The organism is Bacteroides sp. ET71 (assembly GCF_023336905.1).
Classification (GTDB): domain Bacteria; phylum Bacteroidota; class Bacteroidia; order Bacteroidales; family Bacteroidaceae; genus Bacteroides.
This window is the reverse complement of record NZ_JAMBLS010000002.1, coordinates 42,453-66,937: the sequence shown is the minus strand read 5'-3', so window position 1 is coordinate 66,937 and position 24,485 is coordinate 42,453. Positions and strand designations below refer to the sequence as shown.

The following is a 24,485-nucleotide window of genomic DNA, read 5'->3' as shown; positions in this document are numbered from 1 at the left end:
CTCGTTAACTCGTCCCCTTGTGTCTGGACTCAAGAACTTAAAAACTCGTCTGTTATCCTTGCATCAAATTTACGAAATATTCCGCAAGTGGCATTTTTTATCGTCAGGCCGTGAAATTAGCCCGTTACATTTGTGAAAAAGAAAAAGAGATGGAAGAGAACAAGGAAACACAACAGGTTGAAAGCCAGCAAGAAAAGAGTAGGAGGGAGGCGTTTATGGAACGCTTCGCCCAGCGGCACCCCAATGTGGATGTGGGGGATGAAGAGGGCTTTTATGGTGTTCTGGCTGATGAATGGGACCGGATGGACCGGAGCGATGCCGCCCAGCGGGAACTGGGCGAATTGCTGGCCAGCGACCCGCGCAGTGCCGGATTCCTGATGGTGATGCGCAAGGGAGGCAACCCGATGGAGTACCTCATCGAGCAATACGGCGACGATTTCCGCGAAGCCCTGAACGATGAGTCCAAGGCCAAGGAATTTGCCGAAGCCTTCTCGAAATATACCGAGAAGCAGGCCAAGAACAAGGAACTGCAAGCGCAGGCCGAAGCCAACATGAAGCGGATGCTGGACGACCTGGACGCAGCCAAGGCCGAAGGCAAGTTTACCGACGAAGATGCCGATAAGGCTTATTCCTATCTGTATGGCGACGGCGGTCTGCTGGATCGCATCATCACCAACGACATCACCAAGGACGACTGGATGATGCTGATGAAGGCAGCCAACTATGACCTGATGCAACAGGATGCCAACGCCCGGGTGGCCGAGGCACGGCAAGAGGGCGAGGTGGCCGGACGCAATGCCAACATCGACCTGAACAAGCGTAAACATACGAAGGCCTCTGATATGCCCAGCGACATTTCGCAAAGCGGGCGCGGTGGTGAAAGCGGCAGACGTGAAGACCCGCTGCTCTCCAGGCTGGACAAGATTGTAGGCCGCCGCAAGAGCGTGTGGGACGATTAATAAAACGATTCATAACAATTAAAAACGAAGTAGAAAGATGAAAGGGAAGAAAATCTATCAATGGTTTGGCCAGGCATTGTTGATGTTGCTGGCCATCGTGGTCAGCTCGGTGACGGGTGTATGTATGGCGGCTGCCACTGCCATGGGCGGTGAGGCAACGGATATGGCAGATGGGGGTAAGAACATTACCAACTCGCTGGGTGGTGCCACGGCAACGACTGGTATTGAACAGACCGGGGATGATGATCCGGATTATTATGCCAAGGAAGTGGATAAGCGTATCACCAAGATGCGTCCTATGCGCACGCCTATTGACCAGATAACGCGAAGTGCCAGTACGATTTCAAGAAGCGGTAGCATGATTGTACAGTATTACAGCGTGGCTACCCGTCCCATTAAGACGGCAGTCAAGACTGCTGTTACGGCCATGACGAGCGGCCAGGCATCTACGACGGTGCAGGTGGACGATGGTTCCATCTTCTCGCTGACGGACACTATCCGCGTGGTGGGTGTGAAGGGATTCCAGGCCGACGGTGCCACGCAGGACACGAAAGACCTGATGCTGTATGTCGTGGGTAAGAACGACGAAACTGGCTATCCGGTGGTGATTGCCGTCAACGGTAAGAAGAACAGTGACGGTACGAACAGCCTGGTACCTCAGATTAATGTTGATACTGTCCTTATCCGTATGGGCCGTGCCGCTTCGGAAATCGACGTGGAGACCGGCAACTTCTATAACCTGCCCACGCCGGAAGAGCAGTATTGCCAGAAGTTCATGATGCAGGTAGAGCAGTCCACCTTCGACAAGATGTGGGACAAGAAAGTCGACTGGAATTTCTCCGACATGGAGGAGGACGGCATCTATGACATGCGCCTGGGTATGGAGAACAGCTATCTGTTCGGCATCAAGGGAAAGAGTAAAGACCCGAAGAAAAGCGGCGCGGACGTCTATTTCACCGGCGGCATCTACTGGATGGCCGGCAAAGACATGTCCATCGGTACGGCTGCATCGGGTTCGGTAACTATCACCGATGATCAGATGGTGGATTTCCTGAAAGACCTCTTTACCGGCAATGATTCTGGTAACGGCACGAAGGTTGGCTTTGCAGGCAGTACGATGCTTGCCACGCTGGCCAAGATGCAGAGCGAACGCTTCAAGGTGGTGAAGGAATTTGAGCGTTGGGGACTGAAGTTCACCTCGTTCGACAGCAATTTCGGCAAGCTGCTCGTGATGCACCATGAACTGATGGACATGAACGAGAAGAGCGACGAGATGTTTGTTATTGATCCGGAATACCTCCGCAAGAAGACGTTCCTCCCCTGGAGCCGCAAAGAGTACGACATGGCCAAGCTGGCAAAGCGCGACACGCAGGCTGTCGTGATGAAGGAGGCAAGCTGCTGCTACCTGGTCTATCCGAAGGCACATGCTCGGGTGAAGCTGGCAAGCCTCTAAAAAAAGGAAGGATGAAGAATCGCGCTCCGTGCAAAATGAAGAATTGAGTGCGGAGCATCCTTGAAAATTCTTCATTCTTAGTTCTTCATTAAATTAATTCTTCATTGAAATGCGATACATTTCTAATCTGAACATATCTTTTTCGTTGTTGGTGAATGGGGTGGACAAGCGTTTTTGTTTCACCCCATGCACCAAAGGCGGAAGCATGTACATCGCCAAGAATGACGATGAAATCAAGGCTTTGGAGGCCAGCGACATGTACGGACGCATCTATAGACGCATGGAGGGACAATCCGAAATAACGTCTAATGCGTCGAAGAAAGCCGGTCGCAAGTCCAAATCCTCCTCGAAGGTGCAGGACGTGAAGGGCGTAGAGACGTGGCAGGAGGCCATAGAATACTTAGTGAACAATCACGGGAGTGACCGCTATGCATTGACCACGCCGGATGAGATTCTGGCCGAGGCTGCGAAAATAAGCATACGCTTCCCGAACATCAGTACCCAGTAAGTCCCATGAAGCAAGTACCGGTAGAGGAATTGGTGGAAGCCGTCCGCGTCACTCTTGACGAGAACCAAGTGGAAAGTGAATACCTGGCCACAGGAACAGACAACATGGAGCTGGACGAACTTATCCGCGCCAAACTGGCGGTGGCAGTCCGATCAGTTATCGAAATGTGCCCCTCACAGCTGTTGGATGCGGAAAGCCTGGATCTTGTATCCGTCAAGCCTGTTGACGCAGGCAACGGTTGCGGCTATATACTGTTGCCGGACGACTTTCTCCGGCTGGTCAGTTTCAAACTGAAGTCGTGGAACCGCGCCGTGACCTCCGTAGCCGAAGAGGGGAGCAGCACGGACTTGATGCAACGTAATTCTTTCACCAGAGGCACACCTCTGAAACCGGTCTGCGTATTTTCGCACCATGCGGAAGGGCAACGCACCATGGAATACTTCACGGCAGGCAAAGGTGAAGACGGCAAGGCAGACCATAGCATTGAACGCGCCTTGTATATTCCCATTCCTATAGTACGTTCGGGAGATTCAGGCGATACCATTGGCATTCCCGCCCTGTTGCGCTCATCTATAGTATACTATTGCGCCGGCCTGGTTGAAATCAGCCGCGGCAATTCGGAGCAGGGAGACCTGTTCCTTAAACTGGCAACGTCAAATTTTAATCCATCCTAACTCATTATGATATACATCAGCAAAGACCGTCAGATACATGTCGTATGGAGCATCTTCCGTGGCACCAGCGATGTTCACGAAGACTTTTCTCGCGCGTTGGTCAAAGTGTTCCTTATCGGTAACTATGAGAAATACCTGCTTGAAGCCGTGGCCGAAGGCGGGAACCTCGTGTTCGACATTCCCCAGGGATTGCCGGAAGGCGCTTATTCGCTGGAAGCCATCTGGGTGAAGAACTATAACAATCTCCTCCCCAGCTCAGACACCCTTACGCCAAGCGTGGACTCCGGCTGTCGCAACCAACCTCTGCGCTGGCCCTTCAAGCACCCGCACGACCATCGTTTCAACGACCGCTGCATCATGCGTTCGCGCAAGGATTATGTGTTTGCCCTGACGGAGTATGACAGCGAATCCACTTTCTACAAGGACAGCGGAGATGCGGACATTAAGATCCGGAGTGCTGTGGCCACGTATGGCTATGACGGTCTTTCTGCCTACGAAATAGCGGTGTTGCGCGGCGATTTCAATGGGACTGAGGGCGAATATCTGGATTCGCTGAAGTTTAAGCTGGAAGTTGCTCAAGAGCACAAGCTGGGTGGCATCACTGCAGTCACTAAGACAGATGACGAAACGGAAGAGGTCAAGGTGGATCCGGAAACCGGTCGCTTGTATGTGAAACCCGGAGGAGGGTCGTTGTCTGTGGCCACAGAAACGAAGTTGGGCGGTATAAAAGCTGCAAGCAAGACCAGTAGTGAAACCGTAGAGGTCAAAATTGACCCATCGACGGGAAAACTATATGTTCCAGCAGGAGGTGGCAGTGGCGGTATAACTTCTATTCCCCAAGCCAACGAAACAGAACTTGGTGGAGTAAAAGCATCAAACAGAACAAGTAAAGAAACTCTTGAAGCCAAGATTGACCAATCTTCGGGTAAGTTGTTTGTAGAAGATAAGGGGTTGACCATTGATGAACAAGATAAATTTGACAGCATTGAAGAAGGGGCAAACAAAACAACAGTAGAACAAACCCTTACTGATTCTACCACAAATCCACCTTCAAGTAAAATAGTTAAGGACAACTTTAACACGATACAAAGTCAAGTATCTGCATTGTCGGGAATAGACAATCCTTTTGTCGGATTTTTCGCAAATTCAGGCAGTCTTCCCAGCCAATCTTCTCCATCTTGGGCACTTGTAGGAGAATTGTCAGCAGCCAAGCCTTATGCCTATTACGTGGCAGGCAGCGTTCCATCTGGGTATAGTGAAGGTTGGAATGATTTAAGTGGTGCATTAGGTACATACGACTTTACTAAAAGTTCAGTATGGGGATATATCGTCCCATACGATGGAACATTAGAGGGACGGTTGACTTTAGCGCAAGCCATAGAAAAAGTTCCGCAGGCGTTGAGGCAGCTCGGATTGCGTGTGTTATTCGTCGATAAAGATGGCATATTTCAGGAGTATATAGCTCTTTATGGAGTATCCACGGCTCCGACACCTCCTGAAGAAGAAAGTTGGGAACAGGGTTCAGTTACAGTTGGTGGGTTGGAAGATGGAAATTCAAAAAGAATCAGAAGTGCAGAAAATAACCTCGAAGCTGGCAGCTATACTGTAAGCGTCAATAGTAGTTACAACGTAGTCGCATGGGATGTTACCAGCGGTTATGAAATGCTGACGGATTATGGTACGAGCGTATCATTTACTATTGATTCTACAAAGAGCGTCCGATTCGTAATTAAGCGTGTGGACGAGGGTAACATAACTCCAAGTGAAGTATCGTCAACTGGATTTGAATTGGGAAAAGGTACTGTTCCTCCTGAAGAAGAATTACCAGAATTCTCTTGGGAACAGGGTTCAGTTACTACAATTGGGCTACAAGGAGAATCCAACAGAATAAGAAGTTTAGCTGAAGAGCTACCTTCTGGAAATTATACTGTTTCAGTAAATAGTAGTTACAACATAGTCGCATGGGATGTTACGAGCGGTTTTGAAATGCTGACGAATTATGGCACGAGTGTTTCGTTTACTTTGTATGGCACGGCAAGCGTCCGCTTTGTCATCAAGAAGGTGGACAATAGCAACATAACACCAAGTGAGGTGTCGGCGACTGGGTTCAAGCTGTCGGAGGGCATCACCCCTACGGTAAACTGGGAACAAGGTTCTGTATCAGTTGGCGGGTTAACAAGCGATGCCAACCGCATACGAAGCCTTGCCGTTTCATTGGGTGCGGGTGATTATACCGTGGAAGTCAACAGCGGATACAATGTAGTCGCATGGGATGTGACGAGTGGGTTCACGATGCTTACAAATTACGGCACAAGTGTGTCGTTCACTCTTGACACCACAAAGAAAGTGCGGTTCGTAATCAAGAAAATGGATGACGCAGGCATCACGCCAAGTGAAGTGTCGGAGACTGGGTTTGACTTTTCCCAAAGTTCTTTTCGCAAGCGAAGCGCATTCAACACTACAAGTGAATCACAAGATAATGGATGGATTCCTGAGAATTTCGCGAAAGTGAGGCAAGAAGATTGGGGGACAAGTACTTTTTATGGTATAAGTCAAGATTTGTTTACGAAAAAGACATTCATCTTTAACGCGGACTATGAAGCACCTTTGGAAGCGGGTAATTACTATACATTAGACCAAGTTATTGACATTGTTCCTGACGTGTTGATAAAACCCGGATTGCTTCTGATGTTCAAAGTAGGAAGTTACCAGTACAAGATATATCAATTCATTTCAACGAGTGTACAAGATTTTAGAGATAGCGGTGTAAGAAATATCGTGTTCAGAGAATTGACTAACTCTGCTAATGAAGTAAATTCCATTACAAATGCTTTTGCATTAATTAATAGCAATAATCCAAACAATCTGTACTCCGTACGCAATGTGCTTGAAATGGCTGTTAACAATGCAAGTCCTGGAGAGCTTCTCTATCCTTCACAATTACAATATGGTAACCTTTGGAATTACAGGGCTGCTGTTATTCCTGTGGAGGGTGAAAAAACATATACGTTGAGTGGATGGCACATCCCGATAGGAAAGTCCATTTCATTATTAGACATTAATAAGAATGTATTAGATACCCGTAATATGAATTCTTCTTATTCCGGTTCTAATATCGTGAAAATGGGAGAGTGGGATGAACCCGGAGATATAACGATTACAACACCTTCCAAGTGTTGTTATGTTGCTATTAATGTTGCCAACGATACATATAAAGATTATTTCAAGTTTGCAAAGATTGTTTTTGTAGAGAGTAATGAACAAGAAGATTTGCCTTCGTTAAGTTGGGAACAAGGTGCTGTAACAATCATTGGACTTAATAATGATGCTAATCGCATACGAAGTTTAGCTGAAGAGCTACCTTCTGGAAATTATACTGTTTCAGTAAATAGTAGTTATAACGTGGTTGCTTGGGATGTTACTAATGGTTTTGCAATGCTTACCAGTTATGGTACAAGCGTCTCATTCACCATTAGTTCTCCCAGAAGCGTCCGATTCGTAATTAAGCGTGTGGACGAGGGTAACATAACTCCAAGTGAAGTATCGTCAACTGGATTTGAATTGGAAAAAGGACAAGGCTATACGGGTGGATACGCAAAGGGGCAGAAGCATTTGACTGGTTATGTAGATTTCGACGACTTAATGTTGAACGATTTATCATGGCCGAGTGGTTTTGCGTGTCGAGCACAGATACGAGTGTTATCCGATAAGACGCGGACAAAGTTCATCCCTTTATTCGACGTTCATTCAAAAATTATCAAGGGGAATAAGACCGTGTATATTTCTCCAGATGGAGACCATAGTGGAACAGGGCTTTTGCCGTCAACTGCCGTAAAGACTATTGCGGAAGCATTAGCATTGAAGCCAAGCACAATTGTTTTCTTGCCTGGAACTTACACTGTTGATAAGAATTATTTGGACAACCAACAAATCACAGTACCTATCAACTTGATAGGCTATGGAGAAGTAACCATAGATAATTTGGAAAAATCGCCTATACAGATAAAGAATAATGCTTATATAGAGAATATCCATTTCAAAGGAGGCATTAATGGAGCGTTAAATCCGTATCTATTGAATGATGACTACTATGTGGCATGTTACAAATGCAAATTCACAGATGCAAAAACATCTGCATCTTTGGGTGGTTTCCGAGCGCAAGGCGGTAATTATTATATGGTAGATTGTGAAGCATCTGATAATTTCTATGATGGATTTAACTACCATGCAATAGACGGTCATATACCACACGTGTTGGAAATTGATTGCCGAGGTTATATGAATGGTATAGGTTCTGATTATTACTCTCAAAATTGTTCTACAGCGCATGAAGGTGCCAAGGTAATAAGAGTAAATTGTGACTATGGGTATTCACAAGGTGGAGTAGTTGCGGATGCAAATGCGAACACGGTTTCAGTGAATATTGGTTGTGTGGCGCATAGTTCGTTATGGTTTGGTTCTGACCATCAAAATTACAATGTCAGCTTTTGGACAGGTTCAGGAGCGATAATGTATTTGATAGGCTGTAGGAGCTATGGCAGTAATTACGATTTGTCAGTTGAGGGTAGTTCTTTGATATATTCTGATGAGTTGTTTGAAAGGAAATATAACGATGGTTCTGGAACAATTACAAATATATCCTATTTTTGAACTATGAATGTCAATTATAAGTCTGATTTCAAGTTGTTAGAAAGCGGGTGTGACTTTTCTGTCCCTTTTACTTTTGAATATCGTACTGTTTTTGGTAGGGAGTATGTGGCAAGCCACATAGATGGTTTTTATACCAATTGCTACTTGCATTCAGACGGTCGATTGATGGTGTGTTTTGATGATCACAATCTTCCCCCAGGAATATTGACCTGTACAAGACATTTTTATCTTACTGACGAAGACTTTCATAATGGAATTTGCAATTTGTGGGATAAAAGAGATACTGGTATTATTTTGACAATTGGGAAAACGGATAATTGCGAAATAGAAGTAGAAGTACCGCCATTTTACAATAAAGGTTCTAAAGGTGACCCAGGAATAACCCCACACATAGGGGAGAATTATAATTGGTGGATTGGAGAAGAAGATACCGGTGTACTTGCTAAAGGACAAAATGGCTCAACTCCGTCCATTGGTAATAATGGAAACTGGTATATAAATGGTGAAGACACTGGTAAACCGTCACAAGGTGTACAAGGAGAAAATGGTGCTAATGGAGCTGACGGTACAAACGGCAAGGATGGAGCTGACGGTGAAGATGGGAAGACCCCTATATTAGAGATTGGACAAGTAAGTACCCTTTCACCTGACTCACTTGCTACAGTATCTCTAACTCCTGATGGAACAGACTTACAGGGGAATCCAAAGTATCAACTTAACTTTGGAATACCAAAGGGAGAAAATGGTACGTCTGAAGAAATTGATAACATCACATTATCAAGTCTATCAGATTTAAATCAATCTTGGAAAAATCTATTAAAATCAGAGCCGGATTTTGCTACAACTTCATCTAATGTGGCAAGTGCGACTAAATTACAAATAGGACGTTCTATTTGGGGGCAAAACTTTGATGGAACGAAATCGTTGAGTGGAGACATGTCTAATGTCAGTAGTATTTCAATGGATGGGGATTTGTCTGGAGTGAAAACTTTGACAGGTGGAAATGTTACATTAAGCATAGACAGTTCTCCTGGATATAATATTGGTTTTAGATTAGGGGGAAGTCAAAATAATGCTTTTTGCCTTATTGATGGTGGTCTACAACCTTATTATAATTCGAGAAATGCATTGAATTTTGGAGCTCCTGATACAAGATGGAAAACAATTTATGTCGTAAATGCCGTAGATGCATCGTCGGATATTAGATTGAAAGATATATGCACTTATATAAACATTGAATTAGATAAGATTGCTCAAGCAAAGATTTTTAGTTATAAATGGAAAGATAAGAGAATTAAAGATATACAAATTGGTTGTTCCGCTCAATATTGGAAAGATATTATTCCAGAAGCAATTAAAGAAGACTGTGAAGGTTATTTGTCAATGGCTTATGATAGAATAGCTCTTGCTTCTGCCATAAGCATTGCTAGAGAAGTGGTAAATTTGAATAAAAAATTAATAAATATAGAAAGTAAGATAATTAAAAATTAAAGTATGACTTACAACGACATTTACAACTGTAGGAACATTCTGCTGAATATTCCTCTTACCTTCGAAGGTAGACGTTTAAGTAAAGGAACAGCAGCTAACGTGATGTTGCTTCGCGTAACCTATCAACATAAGTTGGATGAATACTTCAAAATTATGCAAGAAGTGGAGAGCGGGCTAAAGAACGAAGGATACGAAGAAAGAGCTAAAGAATACCACCAGATGAAAGAAGGGAAAACGTCAAAGTATGAAGAGAAAATGAAGGCTTTTGAGGCGGAACAAACTGCATTTCTTGAGGCATTGGACGAAGCTCGAAAGAAGAAGGCTGATGAACCCGTAGAAATAAAAAATGGAAAGCTGACGAAAGAAGACTTGGCTGACATCTATGACCTTATTGGAGCAGAGGGAAACTTCATTTATCGGGAAGCAGGTACTGGCAAAGAATTGGAAACTACTCGGGAAGAGTTCCTGTCTCTTATTGCTTATAATTTAGTCGGATAATTCAAAAGCATATTGATTATGAAACGCATCTATTACGAAAGCTGGATAGCCGAAGTCTTGTTGTTCTTCAGCTATTGCGAGACAATAACAGTAGGCCCGTGGGTATTTACCAAGTTGAAGGAAACGGAAGTGCCGCAGTATGTGCGCAACCATGAATGCACCCATGCCCGGCAATGGACGGAGATGACGCTGCTCACAGGGTTGCTGTTGCTGGTGGCTGTGCTGGCATGGGGTGTGAGCGCGTGGTGGTTCTTGGTGATTCCGTTGTTGTATTACTTGTGGTATGGGGTGGAGTATGTGGTCCGCCTCTGTATCTTGCGTGACGGGAATAAAGCCTATCGGGCAGTATCGTTCGAGCAGGAGGCGTATGCTAATGAAAAGTACGCGAATTATAATGAGAATTCCGCCTACTTCTCATGGGTGAAATACTTGACGGAATAACTGTCGTGTTTCGTATTGCCATTTTATATAGTCAGGTATGGATGAGACAGGCGTACATTTGGACTCAAAAGAGCGGTTTATGGTGAAAGACATAGTGACGCAAGGCGTGTCCAGCGGATTTGCCGCGTTGGCCACTGCTTTTATTCAGGAAAGTTTGTCACACATGGTACCGTGGCTGATTGTCAGCTGTGCGGTGATTGTGTGCGACTTGTGCTTCGGCGTGCGCAAGAGCCTGTTGATGAAGGAGGAAGTCCGGGTGAGCCGAGCCGTCCGTCGTACGATGGGCAAGATGGTAACGTACTTCTCGTTCGTGTGCATGGTATGCATGATAAACGTGGCAGCGGGCAACTGCTATGCCATCGACCGTTGGGCTTGCCTGCTGGTGTGCGGCATCGAGTTCCTGTCCATCATCAGCAACATCCTAAAGCCGAAAGGGTACAGCTTGAACTTCAAAGAAGTGGCTGCTGTCGTGTTGCGTAAAATGGCAGGCGGGAAAAAAGAGGATTATATCAACGTGATAAAGGAGGATAATCATGAACAATCAACCCAGAGGATTACGGAACAATAACCCGGGCAACATCCGCCGGAGCAACGACCGCTGGATGGGTCTACGTGCCAAGCAGACCGACCCGCAGTTCTTCCAGTTCACCGCCCCGATGTGGGGCTACCGAGCATTGATCAATACGCTTCAAACCTACCGTAAGAAGTACAAGCTACAGACTCTCGCCGAGCTCATCAGCCGCTGGGCACCCACGAACGAGAACAACACATCGGCCTACATCCGTTCGGTATGCCGCGAGATGCAGGTGCCGGACAGCTACGTGCCGGACATCGAGGACAAAGGCACGATGTGCGCCCTGGCCGCTGCCATCTCCCGGCACGAGAACGGGGTGGACGCGGTGATGGAGGACGTGGAAAGGGGGTGGGGGCTGCTATGAGGACGGCGGGGATATTCTTATTGTATGTATTGGCCTTGCTGAGCCTTGCGTCGTGCAGGCAGGTGCGGTACATCCCCGTGGAGACGGTGCGGGTGGACAGCACGGTGGTGCATGACACGTCAATGTACGTTCGGCTGGTTCCCTATAAGGACAGTACCGCTACACGTGACACCTCATCCTTCCTATCCAATCCCTACGCCTATAGTTGGGCACGGTGGAGCGACGGATTGCTGCAACACTCCCTGGGCATCTGGCCCACAGCCACTACGCAGGTCAAGGTGCCTTACTTCATCGACAGGTACGTCACCATTACCCAACCGCAAATCGTGGAAGTGGAGAAAGAGCTGAGCAAGTGGCAACAATTCAAGCAGGACGTGGGTGGCGTGGCCATCTTCGGGTTGCTGGGATTAATCATTTTTCTCGTCGTGTATGTCGTTGTCTATGTGAGGCGGCATTGAACGAGGCTCTTTTCGGGGGCTTTAGAGCAAAAGAAAAGCCCCCAACGTGTTCTTGTTTGATGTGTCCAGCATAAAACAAAAAGTAGGAGCATAGAATCCCACCACGTTGAGGGCAAATGCCTTCACATGGGATTCTATGCTTTGTTTCTTTATGCTGGACAAGGCAAAGGTAAACAATAAAATTGAAACATGATATGTGTAAGAGTGAAATCTTTGCCGAAATTCTTCAAGCTGTCTCCCGGGAGACAGAAGTATCCGCTTCGCAGATACTTTCATCCTGTAAGCACACAGAAGTCGTGGATGCCCGTTGCATCTACGTGAAACTGCTCTCCGAACGTGGTTTCTATCCCGTTCAAATTGCCGTGTACATGCGGAAAACGCCTGCATCCATACGCTATCTTCTCGGCCATTATGAAGCACGCCTGAGCACCAACAAAATGATTGCAATCTACGCGCAAAATGTTCGCAAACAGCTGAAAAATAATTTATTCCCCTCGATATGAACAATCCATACCTTTGCCTCCGGCGGGCGATATTGCCCGTAAACCTAAACCTTAACTATTTATGTCTACAGAACGGACTTATGTTTTTGGTGGCGACGGAGGTAATGGCGGCAGCAAGCTGGATATTACCGCCCTGTTGCCCGGAATGTTGGGCGGCCGAAGCGTCGATCCCAATCTGTTGGCCCTGATGGGCAATCGCAACGGCTTTGGCGGCCAGGACGGCTGGTGGAGCATCATTTGGTTAGTGGTCATCGCCAGTATCTTTGGTTGGAACGGAAATGGCGGATTCTTCGGCGGTGGCCGTGGCGGCAACGGTCTGCCCGCAGAACTGGCAGGAAATGCCGGCCGCGAACTGCTGATGCAGGCCATCCAAGGCAACGGGAATGCCATCCAGCAGATCGCCTCCTCGCTGAACTGCTCGACACAGCAATTGCAGACGGCCCTGTGCAACGTGCAGAACACGATTACGCAGGTGGGCAACCAGGTTGGACTAACCGGTACGCAGGTAATCAATGCCTTGCAAGCCGGAGATAACAACATCATCTCTCAAATGTCGTCTTGTTGCTGCAACGTGCTTCAGGCCATAGAACGGCAAGGTTGTGCCACGCAACTTCAAAACTGTCAGAACATGAACACGCTGACACGGGAAATGAATAATAATGCACGGAACTTGCAAGATGCCACACAAGCTCAAACGCAAGCTATCTTGGCGAAGCTCGATGCGGCAGAAACCCGTGTATTACAAGACAAACTTGATGCGGAACGTCAGAAGAGCGCAACATTGGCTGCACAACTCAATAACGAGCATCAGACACAAACTATTATGGGAAGCGTGGCTCAGCAGATTGCACCGCTTGTCGCAGGAATCCAATCCTTGCAGGGAGAGGTTGACGGCATCAAGTGCAAGCTTCCCAACACGGTAAGCGTGCCATACCCGCAGTTGCAAGTTTATAATCCCGAAGTGGCCCGTGCCGCTGCCTTCGGTGCTGCCGCAGGCGGTTATGCAGGATATGGTTGCGGTGGATACAACACAGGATTTTGGGGCTAACGAAGGAAAGGAGGTGACTTATGTGGGACTTCTTTCCAAACTTGCCTTTCCTTTTCCCGAATCTGGGACGTAACAACTTCAACACCATACCGAGCACGGGTGTCACGGTAGGAACGGAGAATGTTACGATAGAACTGCCTAACCATGCCTTCTACCGGCGCAACTACGTGGGCGGTTTCTTCCTCGATCTTCGGGATGCCATCCCGACAGAGACTACCGCCACGCTTCCTATACTGATAGGGACGAATGGTGATACCCGTCCCTTGCTGGAATACGGCACCACACCAGCTACGGTGGCCAACTTCGCCGGCCCCGGAATCTACGAGATTCACTACAACCGGTACACCAACCAGTTGTATATCGTGAACGGCGGATTCCGTCCGAGCACAGCTACGGCTGGAGCCTGAGAATCTATCAATCAAACGGGGCGCCGTGCAAGCGGCGTCCTCCAATTACTAAACCAATTCGACTATGTTTCAGAATTTACGACCTAACAGTGCATTGTATATCCTTCATCGGAATGCGGGAAACAGTCCCAGCCTGGAATACGGGCAAGTGGTGAGCGTCACTCCGATGCGTACCGTCTACAAGCCATCTGCGGCGGGTTATCCACAACCTACTATGGTGGTGGACGTGGTGGTAAACATCAACGGCCAAAACGTGAACCTGCAAGAATTGCCCGCCAACATGGACATTGCAGACGATACCCGGACTGGGATGCTGGTTTCTGCCTCGCGCGATGAGATGAACGCTGAAATCATCACCATGAAGCAGAAGAGCGAAGAAGTGCTCCGCAGCGTGGACTACCATAAGAACTTCCTTTCCGCCTGCCAGCAGATGCTTTCCATGCTGAACCCCGAAATTGCCGCAAAGCAACAGCAGGATAAGGAACTGGCAGAAATCAAAGCGCAATTGGCCCGCTTGCAGGTCATGAACGAGAAACTGATGAAGTGTTTGGAAGAAAAGGACGAAACCAAGACGAATCCAAAACAATAGAAATTATGAGTTACAGAAATCTTAAACTGATTCACGAAATCGACGATGAGCAGGAAGGCGGCTTCGGACTGCGCGACGAGGTGGATGATGCCTACGAAGAAGGTTGCCGACACGGTTTTGAAAAAGCCCTGAAAAAGCTGAAGAAGCTGGGCTACCGCGTGCCTACCGAGCTGACGCAAGGCATGGGCGAGCGCACGATGCAGCGCGACATGGGCGTGGACGATGAGGACGACGACATGGGCGATCGCGGCGACTACGGTCAGCGCGGCAGAGGCTATTCCGGCGAAGGCATGGGTGAACGCCGTCGCCGTCGCTCGAACGGACAGTATATGTAATGGTAAACAATCTGTACAATATACATTCCGTCCGATGAAAGTACGGGAAAGGCCGTTCCAACGTAGCCACTTGGTCGTGTCAATGTAGTACATTGAGCGTGTCAAGTCACTACTTTGTCGCGGTCTTTCTTCTTTCTTTCTCAATCTATTGATATCCAGTGATCTGCAAATATTTATTGTTTGGTAATAAGAACATTACAGAAATAGGAGAATACAATATGCAAAGAACAGACTTTTACGGGAAGTTGCCGGAAGACCAAGCGTCGTATGTCAGTACCTATGGACCGCATTTCAGTGAAAAACTCTATCGGTGGGCCGTGTCGAAGATGGAAGTCAGGGACGAGGAAACCGGAAAGAAGAAGAAACTGGAACCTTGGAATCCCGAATACATAGACGAGATGCTGAAAAAGTATCGCATCGAAGTTAAAAACGCATCAGGCTATGATATTTATTACCTGGCCAATATGTTCAAGGCGGACTTCTATGGCAAGTCTCTTCCTACCGAAGAGAAACTATGTCTGCATCTGAAACTTTATGCTGATGACATCGACGGCAATCCAACCCGTGCTTTCGACGAGTTTTATGGCAACTGCATCGGGAAGGGAATCATTATCCCCTGGAGGCAGATGATATGATAGTGCAAGACTTTTATATTCCGTCCTATGAATGGCATGTTCGGGTGTATTATGCCGTGACGACCTATTGGCTCGACCGTATTCTGTGCCACCTCTACCGTCTCGGATGCCGGGGCGCAGACCTGAAGCGTGCCGAAAGGAATCTGTCTGCGGGCCGGTTGGACACCGGACTGACCTATTCAAACTTCGGACGTGGAGAAACACTGATGGTCATTAGCCTTACGTCCTCTCCTGCCGAGTTTCTCAATTCCTGGCTGCACGAGATGCGCCACCTCTCGCGCCATATCGAGCAGGCTTGCCACGTCAGTCCTTACGGCGAAGAAGCTGCTTACCTGGCAGGGAGCATCGGGCAGCAGATGTTTCCTGTCGCCAGGAAATTCCTTTGTGAACATTGCAGGAATCACTTAAAAGTAAACCTATGAAAGACCGGTTTTACATAGATGCACTGATCGAAGCAGCCGACAATCTGCCTTACATGGATTATTGCCGACTGCTTTCTGTTATACGCTGGCAACTGTTGTCATAAAATATAGCCGTCTTCCTCCGTATTTTCACCTATTTTGCGCAAAAAAGAAGTATGAAGCTGGAAATACGGAAATCGGAAGTGTTCAAGGAAGTGGAGAAGCGCTCTTCGCTGGAGGCATCCGTGCATCCTGACAACTTCGAGCAGGTATGGGCATCAGCGTATGAAGGCGGATTCCTGGATACCTATTGGATAGAGGGATATACGTCCGTGGTGCAGCTCTTCAAGCGTTACCTCCGGAATGAAACCGTTACGCACGAGCTTGCCAGCTATGACGCAGACGAGGTGCTGACCATCACCGCTGAAATGCCTGCCCGGTACAATGCGTTGTTGACCGGGAGTATCATCACAGACATCAAGATGATGATTGCGGCGCATGTCCTCGCAGGGTGGTTGTCCGTCCTGGCTCCCGACCGTGCCTCCCAGTATGAAACCGAATCTACGGATTATGCGTCAGACCTGCGCCAAAAACTGCTCTATAGGGACGAGCCTTGCGGCTGTTTCTCTGAAAGAGACATTCCGGATGACGTGGAGATTGCCACGCCGGGCTGTGGCTGTGAGGAAATGGTGAGGAAAGCGAACGACCGATTAATACTGAAACAATATGAGGAATGTGACCATCGTTTTGAATCGTGCGGAAATCATGGGCGACGTCATCAATGCGGCTCATGTGACAGGCCGTAGGCTCTTTGTCCCCGGACAGGAAGAGAAAGCGGCAGATATACAGACTCCAGAGGAAGGCGTGGACAAGTATATCGTGGCCCGTGCCATGTCTGCTGGCCTGGCTAACGTGAGAAGCCGGTGCGCCCGCTACCTGACTGCGGGAAGGCTGATGGATGACGACCGTCTGGAAGATGTGGATGGCGACTATGTACTAAACCTCGCCATGCCCGACCGTTGGAATTATGGCGCGACCACCCAACTGACCAGCCTGATGCATGCCCACGTGACCGACTACTGCATCTATAGCATCTTTGAAAAGACTAATCCGGAAGAAGCGGCGCAATACCTTACCCGTGCGGCCGACGAGTTGGAGCGCATCAAGGGCGTATTGGAGCTGCGTATCGCCCCGATCCGTCGTCCGTCCGACAAGTTGTATTGATTCATCAATTTATAAACTACTCCATGGAAGAGAGCAACATTAGATATACGGGCATCACGCAGGCCTCGTCCGATTTGGATTGTCCGGACGGCGACCTGAGCATTTCTCACAACATTATCAGCCAGAACGGGGCGATGCGCCCTATCGTCTTGCCCGATGCAGCCTTTACGCTGGGAGAGGGAGAAAAGCTGTTGTATGTACATTCTGCCTCCGGATATAAGAATTATTTGTATGTGGAAAATAGTACATTAAAGGCATTTACATTTACTGAAAATGAATTGAGGCAAGATTTGACATTAAATTATGTTTTCAGTGGAGATAAAATAAATCAAATTCAGTCAATAGGTAATACCTTAATCGTATTCTTAGAGAAGAGTATACTCTATATTTTGTATAAAAATGGTGATTATAAAATTCTTGGAGATGAATTGCCGGATGTTTATATTCAATTTGGCCTTACCGGAAGAACAAGACTTTTTAGTTATTCGGATGATTCTAAATCGACATTCAATATAACATTTGACGAAATATCTGTTTGGGGAGAAGGTAGCGATGTTATCTACCGTACATTATCTGAATCAAACCAAGTTAAAGTTACGGAACAGATTATGCCCAAGATAAATAAGTTTATCAATGAACAGGTCACTAAGAAAGGGTATTTTTGTTTCCCATTTTTTGTGAGATATGCACTTAGATTGTTTGATGGGAGTTTAGTAAGACATTCAGCCCCTATATTAATGATGCCGTCCACTACTATTTCTCCAGTAGTTTTTGTTGAAAGTTTTGGTGGAGAAGAATTTCATTATAATAATGCAAACATAGATATTATGTTGGTGGCAGCGTCCTTGAATTATCGTATTCTGCCTGTTGGTGGAGCACCAGATTTAAAAAATAATTGGGGTGACATCATTAAAAGCATAGATATTTTTGTATCACCCCCAATTTACAGCTACGACACAGGAGGCTTATGCAAGTCTTTCAATGATACGGATAATTTTGATACATCCTTCGTTGGGAAATTAGTAGATTTTACGTCATTTAGGGGGCAAGATTCTGGGGATAAGTGGGAAGATTCTCCTTATCTTCCTCTGACCGGATATGTGGATAATGGGGATGGGACATATTCATATCCATTTAAAAACCTGTCATTAGAATATACTTATAAGCAGCTTTATGCTTTAATGTATAGTAAAGAGAGAGGCTATCCGTCAGTTTGTGTGGAAATGCCTGAAAAGGGAACTGAAAAACTTCGAGAAGACATCCTTAATCAGTCTTTGTTTTATTATATCAAGAAGATAGAAACAGAAAATGTGGAGTGGTTTCAGACACATGAAATCGAAATAGAAGAATCCTATCTTCAAAACTTGACCTTGAAAGAAAGAATGACGGACGATTGGCAAAGTAACGATAAACTTTTTCCGTCTTATTCGTATATATATAACCAACGGATGAACATGGCTAATATGAAGCGAATGTTATTTGATGGTTTTCCTGCCCAATCTATGTTTTGCAAGAAAGATTGCATACATAATTTTACTTCCAATGCCGATACTCATGAATTGAGTATAAATCCGAGTATTTCTTCTACAGATTTGGATGTATATACATTTATTAACGAAAATGATAAAGGTATTGTCGTTTGCAGTTCTGTATTCAGCATTTATATGTCTAATATATCTGATTTTATTTCTTATCCTTTGAGCAAATATAATTCAGAAAATGGGAAATGGGAAGAAACAGGAGAATATCAACGGAAGAGTTGGCCACCTTTTGTATTTTATCCGAATCCAAATGCGTATAAGATGATATTGGTTAATTCGCTTGGAAGTAGATACGAGATAGAACTGAATGAACATGATTCTTTGAACGGTGCGTATGCTTTGTTTGATTTCGACAGTACTATGATGGATATGGATAGTGTTCAAATACCTACACCTTCCATTGACAAAACTGTTAATATGCCGAACAAGATATATACGTCCGAAGTGGGAAATCCGTTTTACTTTCCGTTGGGAGGAGTCAACACGATTGGAGTGGGGGAGATAGTTGGTATTTCGTCTACTACACGGGCTTTGTCGCAGGGGCAGTTCGGACAGTTCCCCCTGCTTGTATTTGCCACGGACGGTATCTGGGCGATGGAAGTGTCGGATACGGGGCTGTACAGTGCCAAGCAGCCTATCAGCCGGGATGTGTGCAGCAATCCGCAGAGCATCACGCAAACGGACGGTGCGGTGGTGTTCGTGTCGGACAAGGGATTGATGGTGGTGGATGGCAGTAATGTGGATTTGCTGTCGGCAGAGTTGGACGGTCCGTCGTTCGATGCGCTGACGGTGGAGGGATTGAGCAATGTACTGTCAAAGGAAGGATTAATGGAAGAGGTAGGAAGCCTGGTGCCTGTGAAGGATTTCTTATCAGGATGCCGTATCGCTTATGACTATCCTAATGCGCGACTGGTTATATTCCGAGAAGGCAGCCTGTATGCTTATGTCTATTCACTGCACTCACGCACGTGGGCCACGATGTCGGCCGATTATGTGACAGCAGTGACGGATTATCCCGGATGCTACTTGCAACGGAATGGTGGGGAGGTTGTGGATATATCGACCAAACAGGACTATGATAGTGATAAATCGGTGAAGACGCTGCTGCTGAGCCGTCCATTGAAGCTGGGCGACGATGCGTTGAAGACGTTGAATGTGGTCATCAACCGGGGGCATATCCTGCGTGAGAAAGGTGCTGTAGTGGCGTATGCCAGCCACGACGGGCAGAGGTACGTGCCCATAGGAAGTGCGGTGGGCCACAGGCTGTCACGCCTGCAAGGGTCTCCGTATCGGTATTTTCGTCTGCTGCTGGTGAGAGGAATGGATATCGGACAGTCGTTGTCGGCAACATCGGTTTACTTTACTCGCAAGTGGAGGAACAAGCCGAGGTAGGGGAGAAATGAAGAATGAAGAATTAAGAATGAAGAATTTCTTCGAGATAAGTTTTAATTATTAACCATTTAAAGTATAGGAGATTTGACTATGGCAGAAAAAATCAGAGACGAGATTCATGCTTTTCAGAAGATTGAAGATTTGGAAAAGAGAGTGGAAGCACTGGAAGCGGCCGCTGCTGAAGCGGCTTCGTTGCAGTCTGACGTGTCCGACACGGAAGAGGAGACGGAGTAAAACGGGCTTCCAGGGGTAGTTGGTCAACTACCCATAGGTAAATGATGAATTACCCGTAGGTAAATGCAAAACTACCTACGGGTAATTTTTTGCCCTTTCTCACAAAGGTATGCGTGTGATGATGGGAAACAGTCCGTCTGCCTCCGGCTCTCCGATGCGGAAACCCACACTGTCTGTTCCCTGAGGGACGTCGGGCAAACGGAGGACTTGCCGCGCGGTGTCAGCGGAATAGAATCGTCGAGTGTTCCTTCCGTGAGGTGATGCCGGATTCAGCCCATTCTCATCTTTCTTAACATAGAGATTGTTGTCGTTGTCAAGGAAAAAAGATATCCGGCTGTTGGCATCCAACTGCATCCGTCTCGAAGCATGGGCTCGGATGTCTATCCTTCCGTTGTAGAAGAATTTGATATCAGCTTTGATGGGGTTTAATCTGTGCATATTTTATAATAGGTTATTTGGTTGATGATAATAGGTTTTACTTTCAAAATTTTGCTTCCGATGATTCTCGTACCTGTCACGGCCAGAAAGTAGTGCAGCGAGGGAATTGTCCAATGAAAAAGAGCAGGAGTACGCTGGTTTCTATCAGGTGTTAACGTTACCATGCTGCATTGGGTTAGAAATGTGTCGGACGGGCTTCGTTTGACGATGATGAAGGTGTCGGTTCCGCGTATGCGGGTGAGTTGTATAAACCAAGGCCCTCTGCCTTTAAAGTTAAGAGCCTTGAATAGTTTCCGGCTGATGAGTACCGGCGATTCGGGATTGTTCTTTACTTGTATATACATGATGTGTAGTTTATGTTAATACTTTTTGCCTCCGTGACGGTAGCCGCGCAGGCGGTTGTACTTCATTTTGGTGCGGATGAAGAAGTCGAGGTCGATGCCTTTCCGTCGGCAATGCTCCACAATATATGACATGGTCTGTGACAGGACAAATTCAAGTATTACACTATCCGCTGTTAATATTCTGTCCGTCAGTTGCCGGCAGACGAAATACATGCGTTCTGTGAATCCGTCCATGCCGGAAGGGAACTCTACATTGACAGTATAGGCATCCAACTCTTTCACGCCGCAGAGGTCAAGGCATCGTATTATAACATCGCTAAGCTCATCTTCTACCGTGTTCTTGATTTGCCGCTCGAAGTTCTCCTTGAAGTCCAATACCATCTCGTACTTCTTGAAAGCTTCCACGTCGGCATGTAGGTTCTCCCTGTCTGCCTGCACGGCTTCCGCTATCTCGGTTATGATTAACATGAGCCAATGGCTGTCGCTGTGCTCTTCTTCGTGCTATCCGTTCGCCTTGGCGATGGAGTAGGCTTCGTCTCGTAGTTCGTTTAAATTCATAATAATTTGTTTATTTCAAAAAATAGTCATACATTTGCCGCACTGTCTGTGAGAGGCAACAATCACTGTTGTACGACAGATGCGATAACAATCGCTTCGCCATGTACGAAAGTCATGGTGTTCTCCTTTGTAGCTTAATTGGTTAAAGCGTCCAATTAAAAGAAGATGAGGGTTCGAATCCCTCCATTGAAAATTCACAAACAATGATAATATCAAAAGAGATACTGTTTTAGTATCTCTTTTTCTATACCCAAATATATTATGGATTTTCAATTAAGTATTCCTTCTTGAAATGTCCGTTTCTGATGAGCCAATCTATCATTGAAATACAGTTGTCAAATATATCTGGATAGGTTGTAAAATGCTGTTGACCTTTATACCGGGTGTCGTAATAAACGATTAACGGCGGCTCTATCATAAGCAGCACTTCTTCTCTTTTGTCAATGTATTGCGGCATCATCTCCAGCAGTCGTGCGAGGCTCCAGGACGGGATTATATTGTTTCTTTTGAAAATATCTTCGTTATATGGCTGCCTGATATACGTGAAGTCTTTTCCTGACGGAGCGCACTCGATGTAGCAGTCTGCCGTCTCCGGCTTTAAGCCCAGCGCAAGCATCCTTTCCGACTGCTCACGGGTGGTTGAGATTGGGGTTTTGAAGTTCATAGTTCGTATGTGATTAGTTTGTTATAGATTTTGGCAGCAGCGTGTTCCAAAGTGCAGCCCTTTGATTCTCGCCATCCATCGAGGAACACCACCGCATCGCAACATAGCAATGCAGTAATGTCTGTACCGATAACAGCTTCGTAGAAATCGGGGTCGGAGTGGTCAATGTCCAGCGGTGATACGGGCGTGTGCCCTTTCTTCTTAAGTACGGACTTGGCGAAGATGCAGCGGGCTTCTACTTCTTCGATGTCGTGGCCGGTTATTGGGAGGGATATGTAGACTTTCATAATTGAAACTCTTTATTCTTCATTATTTGTCTTATTTCATCTTCGTCAAATCCGAGCCATTTAATAGCTTTCTTGAAGTCATCCTCTGGAATTATGCGCAATCCGTTGTCGAGTGTTAGAACTTTAATTTCCAGACTTCCAACTTTAAGAATACCCTCATTGATTACAACTGGTGTTTTATCGTTCATATCAAATCGCCCTCCTTGGCATTCCGGTATTGCTGTTCGCTCACTTCGATTTCTTCTATCACAAACTCACCGTCCCGCTTGATTCGGGCGATGAGGTAGTATTTCCCGTTACGCTCGTGGCGGGAATAGATGCGGTCTATTTTCTTCATGGGTTATTCGGTTTTATTGGGTTCAAACTTAGGGATGGGCATCCAGTGGGAGATGTCTCTCAGTCTTGCTCTCACGTGGTAGCCTTTGGCCACAACCGGGACACCACCGATGAGAGCCAATACGTTTTCGTTTGCTTCCGGCAACGCCTCGTCCACGCTTATCCATTGGTGGGAGAGGACGTATTGTGCGCCTTCCATAAATCCCGCTTCATAATGACATCCTAATTCAAGTTCTTCAATTCTGTCTTGTGACAAATACTTGAATGAATGTTTATCCGCCGCTTCCTCAATCCTTTTCTTCAGTATCTCGTTCATACCTCATTCGTTTTTGTTCGGTTCTACATATCCTTGTTCGATGCACCAGCACAACATGGAGTAGGCAGCATCAATTACAGATAATCCGTCTATTCCATTATAAAGCTCTTCGTATCGGGCATATCTATGATTTCCATCAAAATCTACTCCATAATATCCAATAAATCCTTCTGACTTATTATATACAAGGTAATATCTGAAATCTTTATGTTTTATACTTGCTGGCAGCGCATCCAGCACGTCCTGCAAGGTGTAGGTGGAAATAAACTCCCAGTGCATAAGACCTACGGTTTGAGCATTATTCCCTTTTATCAGAACCCATTTTCCATAGTGGGTTGCAGCACGAGGATTGTTATCCACACATCTTGCCCAATACAGCATTGTTTCTTTCATTTCCAGCCCCAGCTCTTGCAGGTGCTGCATTTGTTGTACATCTAACACTTGCTTTGATTTCATAATCCTATCATTTTACAAGTTCAAAATCATACACGAACACATACGGATTCTCATTCCACACGTCTTTTCTGCTCACCTTATTTATGAGGTGAGCAAAGGCTTCACGGGGTGTGTGAAACACTCTGCCCCATCCTACTTCTTTAGCACATGACCGAAGATATTCGCAAGGGTAATACATGTTAATACCACCTTTAATTTTAGGTTCATTGACTACTACTCCTTCTTTCAGGCAATCATCGTCCGAAATTTCTTGGAGCTTTTCTACCCGCACATCGGTTATGCGGATTTGGTGGAGCATTTTGTCGGAGGCAACGAACATTTTATTATTGAAGCCGGGATGCTCCATCCACGATATGTATTCAGAAGCCTTTTGCACATTCTTCTCGTAATGTGCAGCACAAGTCGCATTATTGCAATTTTCCAGTTCATCTGCAATGGAACAATAGCTTTGCGCTACCGCAACCACTTCGCCGACTCTATACTTTGGATAATTTCCTTTTGGTAGAAGGAAAACATAATCATCATATACGAATTTCCATTTACCATCCTCAAAGAATACCTTGGATGGAGAAACTTCAATCAAGGCATTACCTCTATCCGCTTTTTTATGCAAGGTCAACGTGAGTAGTCGCCTTGTCTGCGTCTTTCTGCCATCAAGCACAGCTTGGGTGAGCAGAAATTCATCTGAGAACATTATCTTCTTCATA

General features: G+C 46.2%; 32 protein-coding genes and 1 tRNA gene. 23 read left to right on the top strand and 10 right to left on the bottom strand.

Annotation, left to right across the window (positions count from 1 at the left end):
- The first annotated feature begins 149 nt into the window (after nt 1-149).
- The 22 genes from M3090_RS01670 (at nt 150) to M3090_RS01565 (ending at nt 20,379) form a co-directional block, all read left to right on the top strand.
- Nucleotides 150-959, top strand: a complete 810-nt coding sequence (locus M3090_RS01670; protein ID WP_249053675.1) for a hypothetical protein — start codon at nt 150-152, stop codon at nt 957-959.
- Nucleotides 960-996: 37 nt separating this feature from the next.
- A complete protein-coding gene (locus M3090_RS01665) occupies nt 997-2,412 on the top strand; it encodes a DUF5309 family protein (RefSeq protein ID WP_249053674.1) in 1,416 nt (471 codons plus the stop codon).
- A 109-nt stretch (nt 2,413-2,521) separates the two neighbouring features.
- Complete coding sequence (locus M3090_RS01660; protein WP_249053673.1) at nt 2,522-2,920, top strand: hypothetical protein; 399 nt, start codon at nt 2,522-2,524, stop codon at nt 2,918-2,920.
- 5 nt (nt 2,921-2,925) lie between these two features.
- Complete coding sequence (locus tag M3090_RS01655; protein ID WP_249053672.1) at nt 2,926-3,594, top strand: hypothetical protein; 669 nt, start codon at nt 2,926-2,928, stop codon at nt 3,592-3,594.
- A 6-nt stretch (nt 3,595-3,600) separates the two neighbouring features.
- On the top strand, nt 3,601-8,244 hold the full coding sequence (locus M3090_RS01650) for a hypothetical protein (protein WP_249053671.1): 4,644 nt from the start codon (nt 3,601-3,603) through the stop codon (nt 8,242-8,244).
- Between the two features lie 3 nt (nt 8,245-8,247).
- Nucleotides 8,248-9,735: a tail fiber domain-containing protein gene (locus M3090_RS01645; protein ID WP_249053670.1), complete on the top strand. Its 1,488-nt coding sequence runs from the start codon at nt 8,248-8,250 to the stop codon at nt 9,733-9,735.
- Between the two features lie 3 nt (nt 9,736-9,738).
- A complete protein-coding gene (locus M3090_RS01640) occupies nt 9,739-10,233 on the top strand; it encodes a hypothetical protein (RefSeq protein WP_249053669.1) in 495 nt (164 codons plus the stop codon).
- A gap of 18 nt (nt 10,234-10,251) precedes the next feature.
- Nucleotides 10,252-10,674, top strand: coding sequence for a hypothetical protein (locus M3090_RS01635; protein WP_249053668.1), 423 nt, complete (start codon nt 10,252-10,254; stop codon nt 10,672-10,674).
- Nucleotides 10,675-10,753: 79 nt separating this feature from the next.
- Nucleotides 10,754-11,242 (top strand): phage holin family protein, encoded by a 489-nt coding sequence (locus M3090_RS01630; RefSeq protein WP_249053667.1) that lies wholly within the window; start codon nt 10,754-10,756, stop codon nt 11,240-11,242.
- Nucleotides 11,208-11,612: a structural protein P5 gene (locus M3090_RS01625; protein ID WP_249053666.1), complete on the top strand. Its 405-nt coding sequence runs from the start codon at nt 11,208-11,210 to the stop codon at nt 11,610-11,612. Before M3090_RS01630 ends, M3090_RS01625 begins: the two co-directional genes overlap by 35 nt.
- Complete coding sequence (locus tag M3090_RS01620; protein WP_249053665.1) at nt 11,609-12,070, top strand: hypothetical protein; 462 nt, start codon at nt 11,609-11,611, stop codon at nt 12,068-12,070. Before M3090_RS01625 ends, M3090_RS01620 begins: the two co-directional genes overlap by 4 nt.
- Nucleotides 12,071-12,264: 194 nt before the next feature.
- On the top strand, nt 12,265-12,573 hold the full coding sequence (locus M3090_RS01615; RefSeq protein ID WP_249053664.1) for a hypothetical protein: 309 nt from the start codon (nt 12,265-12,267) through the stop codon (nt 12,571-12,573).
- A gap of 61 nt (nt 12,574-12,634) precedes the next feature.
- Complete coding sequence (locus tag M3090_RS01610; protein WP_249053663.1) at nt 12,635-13,621, top strand: hypothetical protein; 987 nt, start codon at nt 12,635-12,637, stop codon at nt 13,619-13,621.
- A 20-nt stretch (nt 13,622-13,641) separates the two neighbouring features.
- Nucleotides 13,642-14,028, top strand: a complete 387-nt coding sequence (locus tag M3090_RS01605; RefSeq protein ID WP_249053662.1) for a hypothetical protein — start codon at nt 13,642-13,644, stop codon at nt 14,026-14,028.
- Between the two features lie 64 nt (nt 14,029-14,092).
- Nucleotides 14,093-14,617: a hypothetical protein gene (locus M3090_RS01600; RefSeq protein WP_249053661.1), complete on the top strand. Its 525-nt coding sequence runs from the start codon at nt 14,093-14,095 to the stop codon at nt 14,615-14,617.
- Between the two features lie 5 nt (nt 14,618-14,622).
- On the top strand, nt 14,623-14,952 hold the full coding sequence (locus M3090_RS01595) for a hypothetical protein (RefSeq protein ID WP_249053660.1): 330 nt from the start codon (nt 14,623-14,625) through the stop codon (nt 14,950-14,952).
- Between the two features lie 218 nt (nt 14,953-15,170).
- Nucleotides 15,171-15,587, top strand: coding sequence for a hypothetical protein (locus tag M3090_RS01590; RefSeq protein WP_249053659.1), 417 nt, complete (start codon nt 15,171-15,173; stop codon nt 15,585-15,587).
- On the top strand, nt 15,584-16,009 hold the full coding sequence (locus M3090_RS01585) for a hypothetical protein (protein ID WP_249053658.1): 426 nt from the start codon (nt 15,584-15,586) through the stop codon (nt 16,007-16,009). The genes M3090_RS01590 and M3090_RS01585 overlap by 4 nt, the downstream gene beginning before the upstream one ends.
- A gap of 155 nt (nt 16,010-16,164) precedes the next feature.
- Nucleotides 16,165-16,794 (top strand): hypothetical protein, encoded by a 630-nt coding sequence (locus M3090_RS01580; protein ID WP_249053657.1) that lies wholly within the window; start codon nt 16,165-16,167, stop codon nt 16,792-16,794.
- Nucleotides 16,715-17,212, top strand: coding sequence for a hypothetical protein (locus M3090_RS01575; protein ID WP_249053656.1), 498 nt, complete (start codon nt 16,715-16,717; stop codon nt 17,210-17,212). Before M3090_RS01580 ends, M3090_RS01575 begins: the two co-directional genes overlap by 80 nt.
- A 23-nt stretch (nt 17,213-17,235) precedes the next feature.
- Nucleotides 17,236-20,145, top strand: a complete 2,910-nt coding sequence (locus tag M3090_RS01570) for a hypothetical protein (protein WP_249053655.1) — start codon at nt 17,236-17,238, stop codon at nt 20,143-20,145.
- Between the two features lie 90 nt (nt 20,146-20,235).
- A complete protein-coding gene (locus M3090_RS01565; protein WP_249053654.1) occupies nt 20,236-20,379 on the top strand; it encodes a hypothetical protein in 144 nt (47 codons plus the stop codon).
- Between the two features lie 99 nt (nt 20,380-20,478).
- On the opposite strand, the gene M3090_RS01560 is transcribed toward M3090_RS01565, so the two are convergent.
- The 3 genes from M3090_RS01560 to M3090_RS01550 are packed head-to-tail and all read right to left on the bottom strand — an operon-like array spanning nt 20,479 to nt 21,629.
- A complete protein-coding gene (locus tag M3090_RS01560) occupies nt 20,479-20,817 on the bottom strand; it encodes a hypothetical protein (protein ID WP_249053653.1) in 339 nt (112 codons plus the stop codon).
- Nucleotides 20,805-21,161 carry a hypothetical protein gene (locus M3090_RS01555; RefSeq protein WP_249053652.1) on the bottom strand — a complete coding sequence of 119 codons (357 nt, stop codon included), beginning with the start codon at nt 21,159-21,161 and terminating at the stop codon, nt 20,805-20,807. The genes M3090_RS01560 and M3090_RS01555 overlap by 13 nt, the downstream gene beginning before the upstream one ends.
- Nucleotides 21,162-21,176: 15 nt before the next feature.
- Nucleotides 21,177-21,629 carry a hypothetical protein gene (locus M3090_RS01550; protein ID WP_249053651.1) on the bottom strand — a complete coding sequence of 151 codons (453 nt, stop codon included), beginning with the start codon at nt 21,627-21,629 and terminating at the stop codon, nt 21,177-21,179.
- A gap of 215 nt (nt 21,630-21,844) precedes the next feature.
- On the opposite strand from M3090_RS01550, the gene M3090_RS01545 reads away from it, so the two are divergent.
- A tRNA-OTHER gene (locus M3090_RS01545) sits at nt 21,845-21,912 on the top strand.
- A gap of 66 nt (nt 21,913-21,978) precedes the next feature.
- On the opposite strand, the gene M3090_RS01540 is transcribed toward M3090_RS01545, so the two are convergent.
- From M3090_RS01540 to M3090_RS01510, 7 genes are read right to left on the bottom strand one after another with little or no spacing between them, the layout of a single operon-like run.
- Nucleotides 21,979-22,383, bottom strand: coding sequence for a hypothetical protein (locus tag M3090_RS01540; RefSeq protein WP_249053650.1), 405 nt, complete (start codon nt 22,381-22,383; stop codon nt 21,979-21,981).
- The gene (locus M3090_RS01535) at nt 22,380-22,670 is read right to left on the bottom strand and encodes a DUF4406 domain-containing protein (protein ID WP_249053649.1); all 291 of its coding nucleotides are present in this window, start codon (nt 22,668-22,670) and stop codon (nt 22,380-22,382) included. Before M3090_RS01535 ends, M3090_RS01540 begins: the two co-directional genes overlap by 4 nt.
- Nucleotides 22,667-22,858 carry a hypothetical protein gene (locus tag M3090_RS01530; protein ID WP_249053648.1) on the bottom strand — a complete coding sequence of 64 codons (192 nt, stop codon included), beginning with the start codon at nt 22,856-22,858 and terminating at the stop codon, nt 22,667-22,669. Before M3090_RS01530 ends, M3090_RS01535 begins: the two co-directional genes overlap by 4 nt.
- On the bottom strand, nt 22,855-23,007 hold the full coding sequence (locus M3090_RS01525) for a hypothetical protein (RefSeq protein ID WP_249053647.1): 153 nt from the start codon (nt 23,005-23,007) through the stop codon (nt 22,855-22,857). Before M3090_RS01525 ends, M3090_RS01530 begins: the two co-directional genes overlap by 4 nt.
- A gap of 3 nt (nt 23,008-23,010) precedes the next feature.
- A complete protein-coding gene (locus M3090_RS01520; RefSeq protein ID WP_249053646.1) occupies nt 23,011-23,322 on the bottom strand; it encodes a DUF551 domain-containing protein in 312 nt (103 codons plus the stop codon).
- A 3-nt stretch (nt 23,323-23,325) separates the two neighbouring features.
- A complete protein-coding gene (locus M3090_RS01515; RefSeq protein ID WP_249053645.1) occupies nt 23,326-23,778 on the bottom strand; it encodes a hypothetical protein in 453 nt (150 codons plus the stop codon).
- A gap of 7 nt (nt 23,779-23,785) precedes the next feature.
- Nucleotides 23,786-24,484 (bottom strand): hypothetical protein, encoded by a 699-nt coding sequence (locus M3090_RS01510; protein WP_249053644.1) that lies wholly within the window; start codon nt 24,482-24,484, stop codon nt 23,786-23,788.
- Nucleotide 24,485 lies beyond the last annotated feature (1 nt).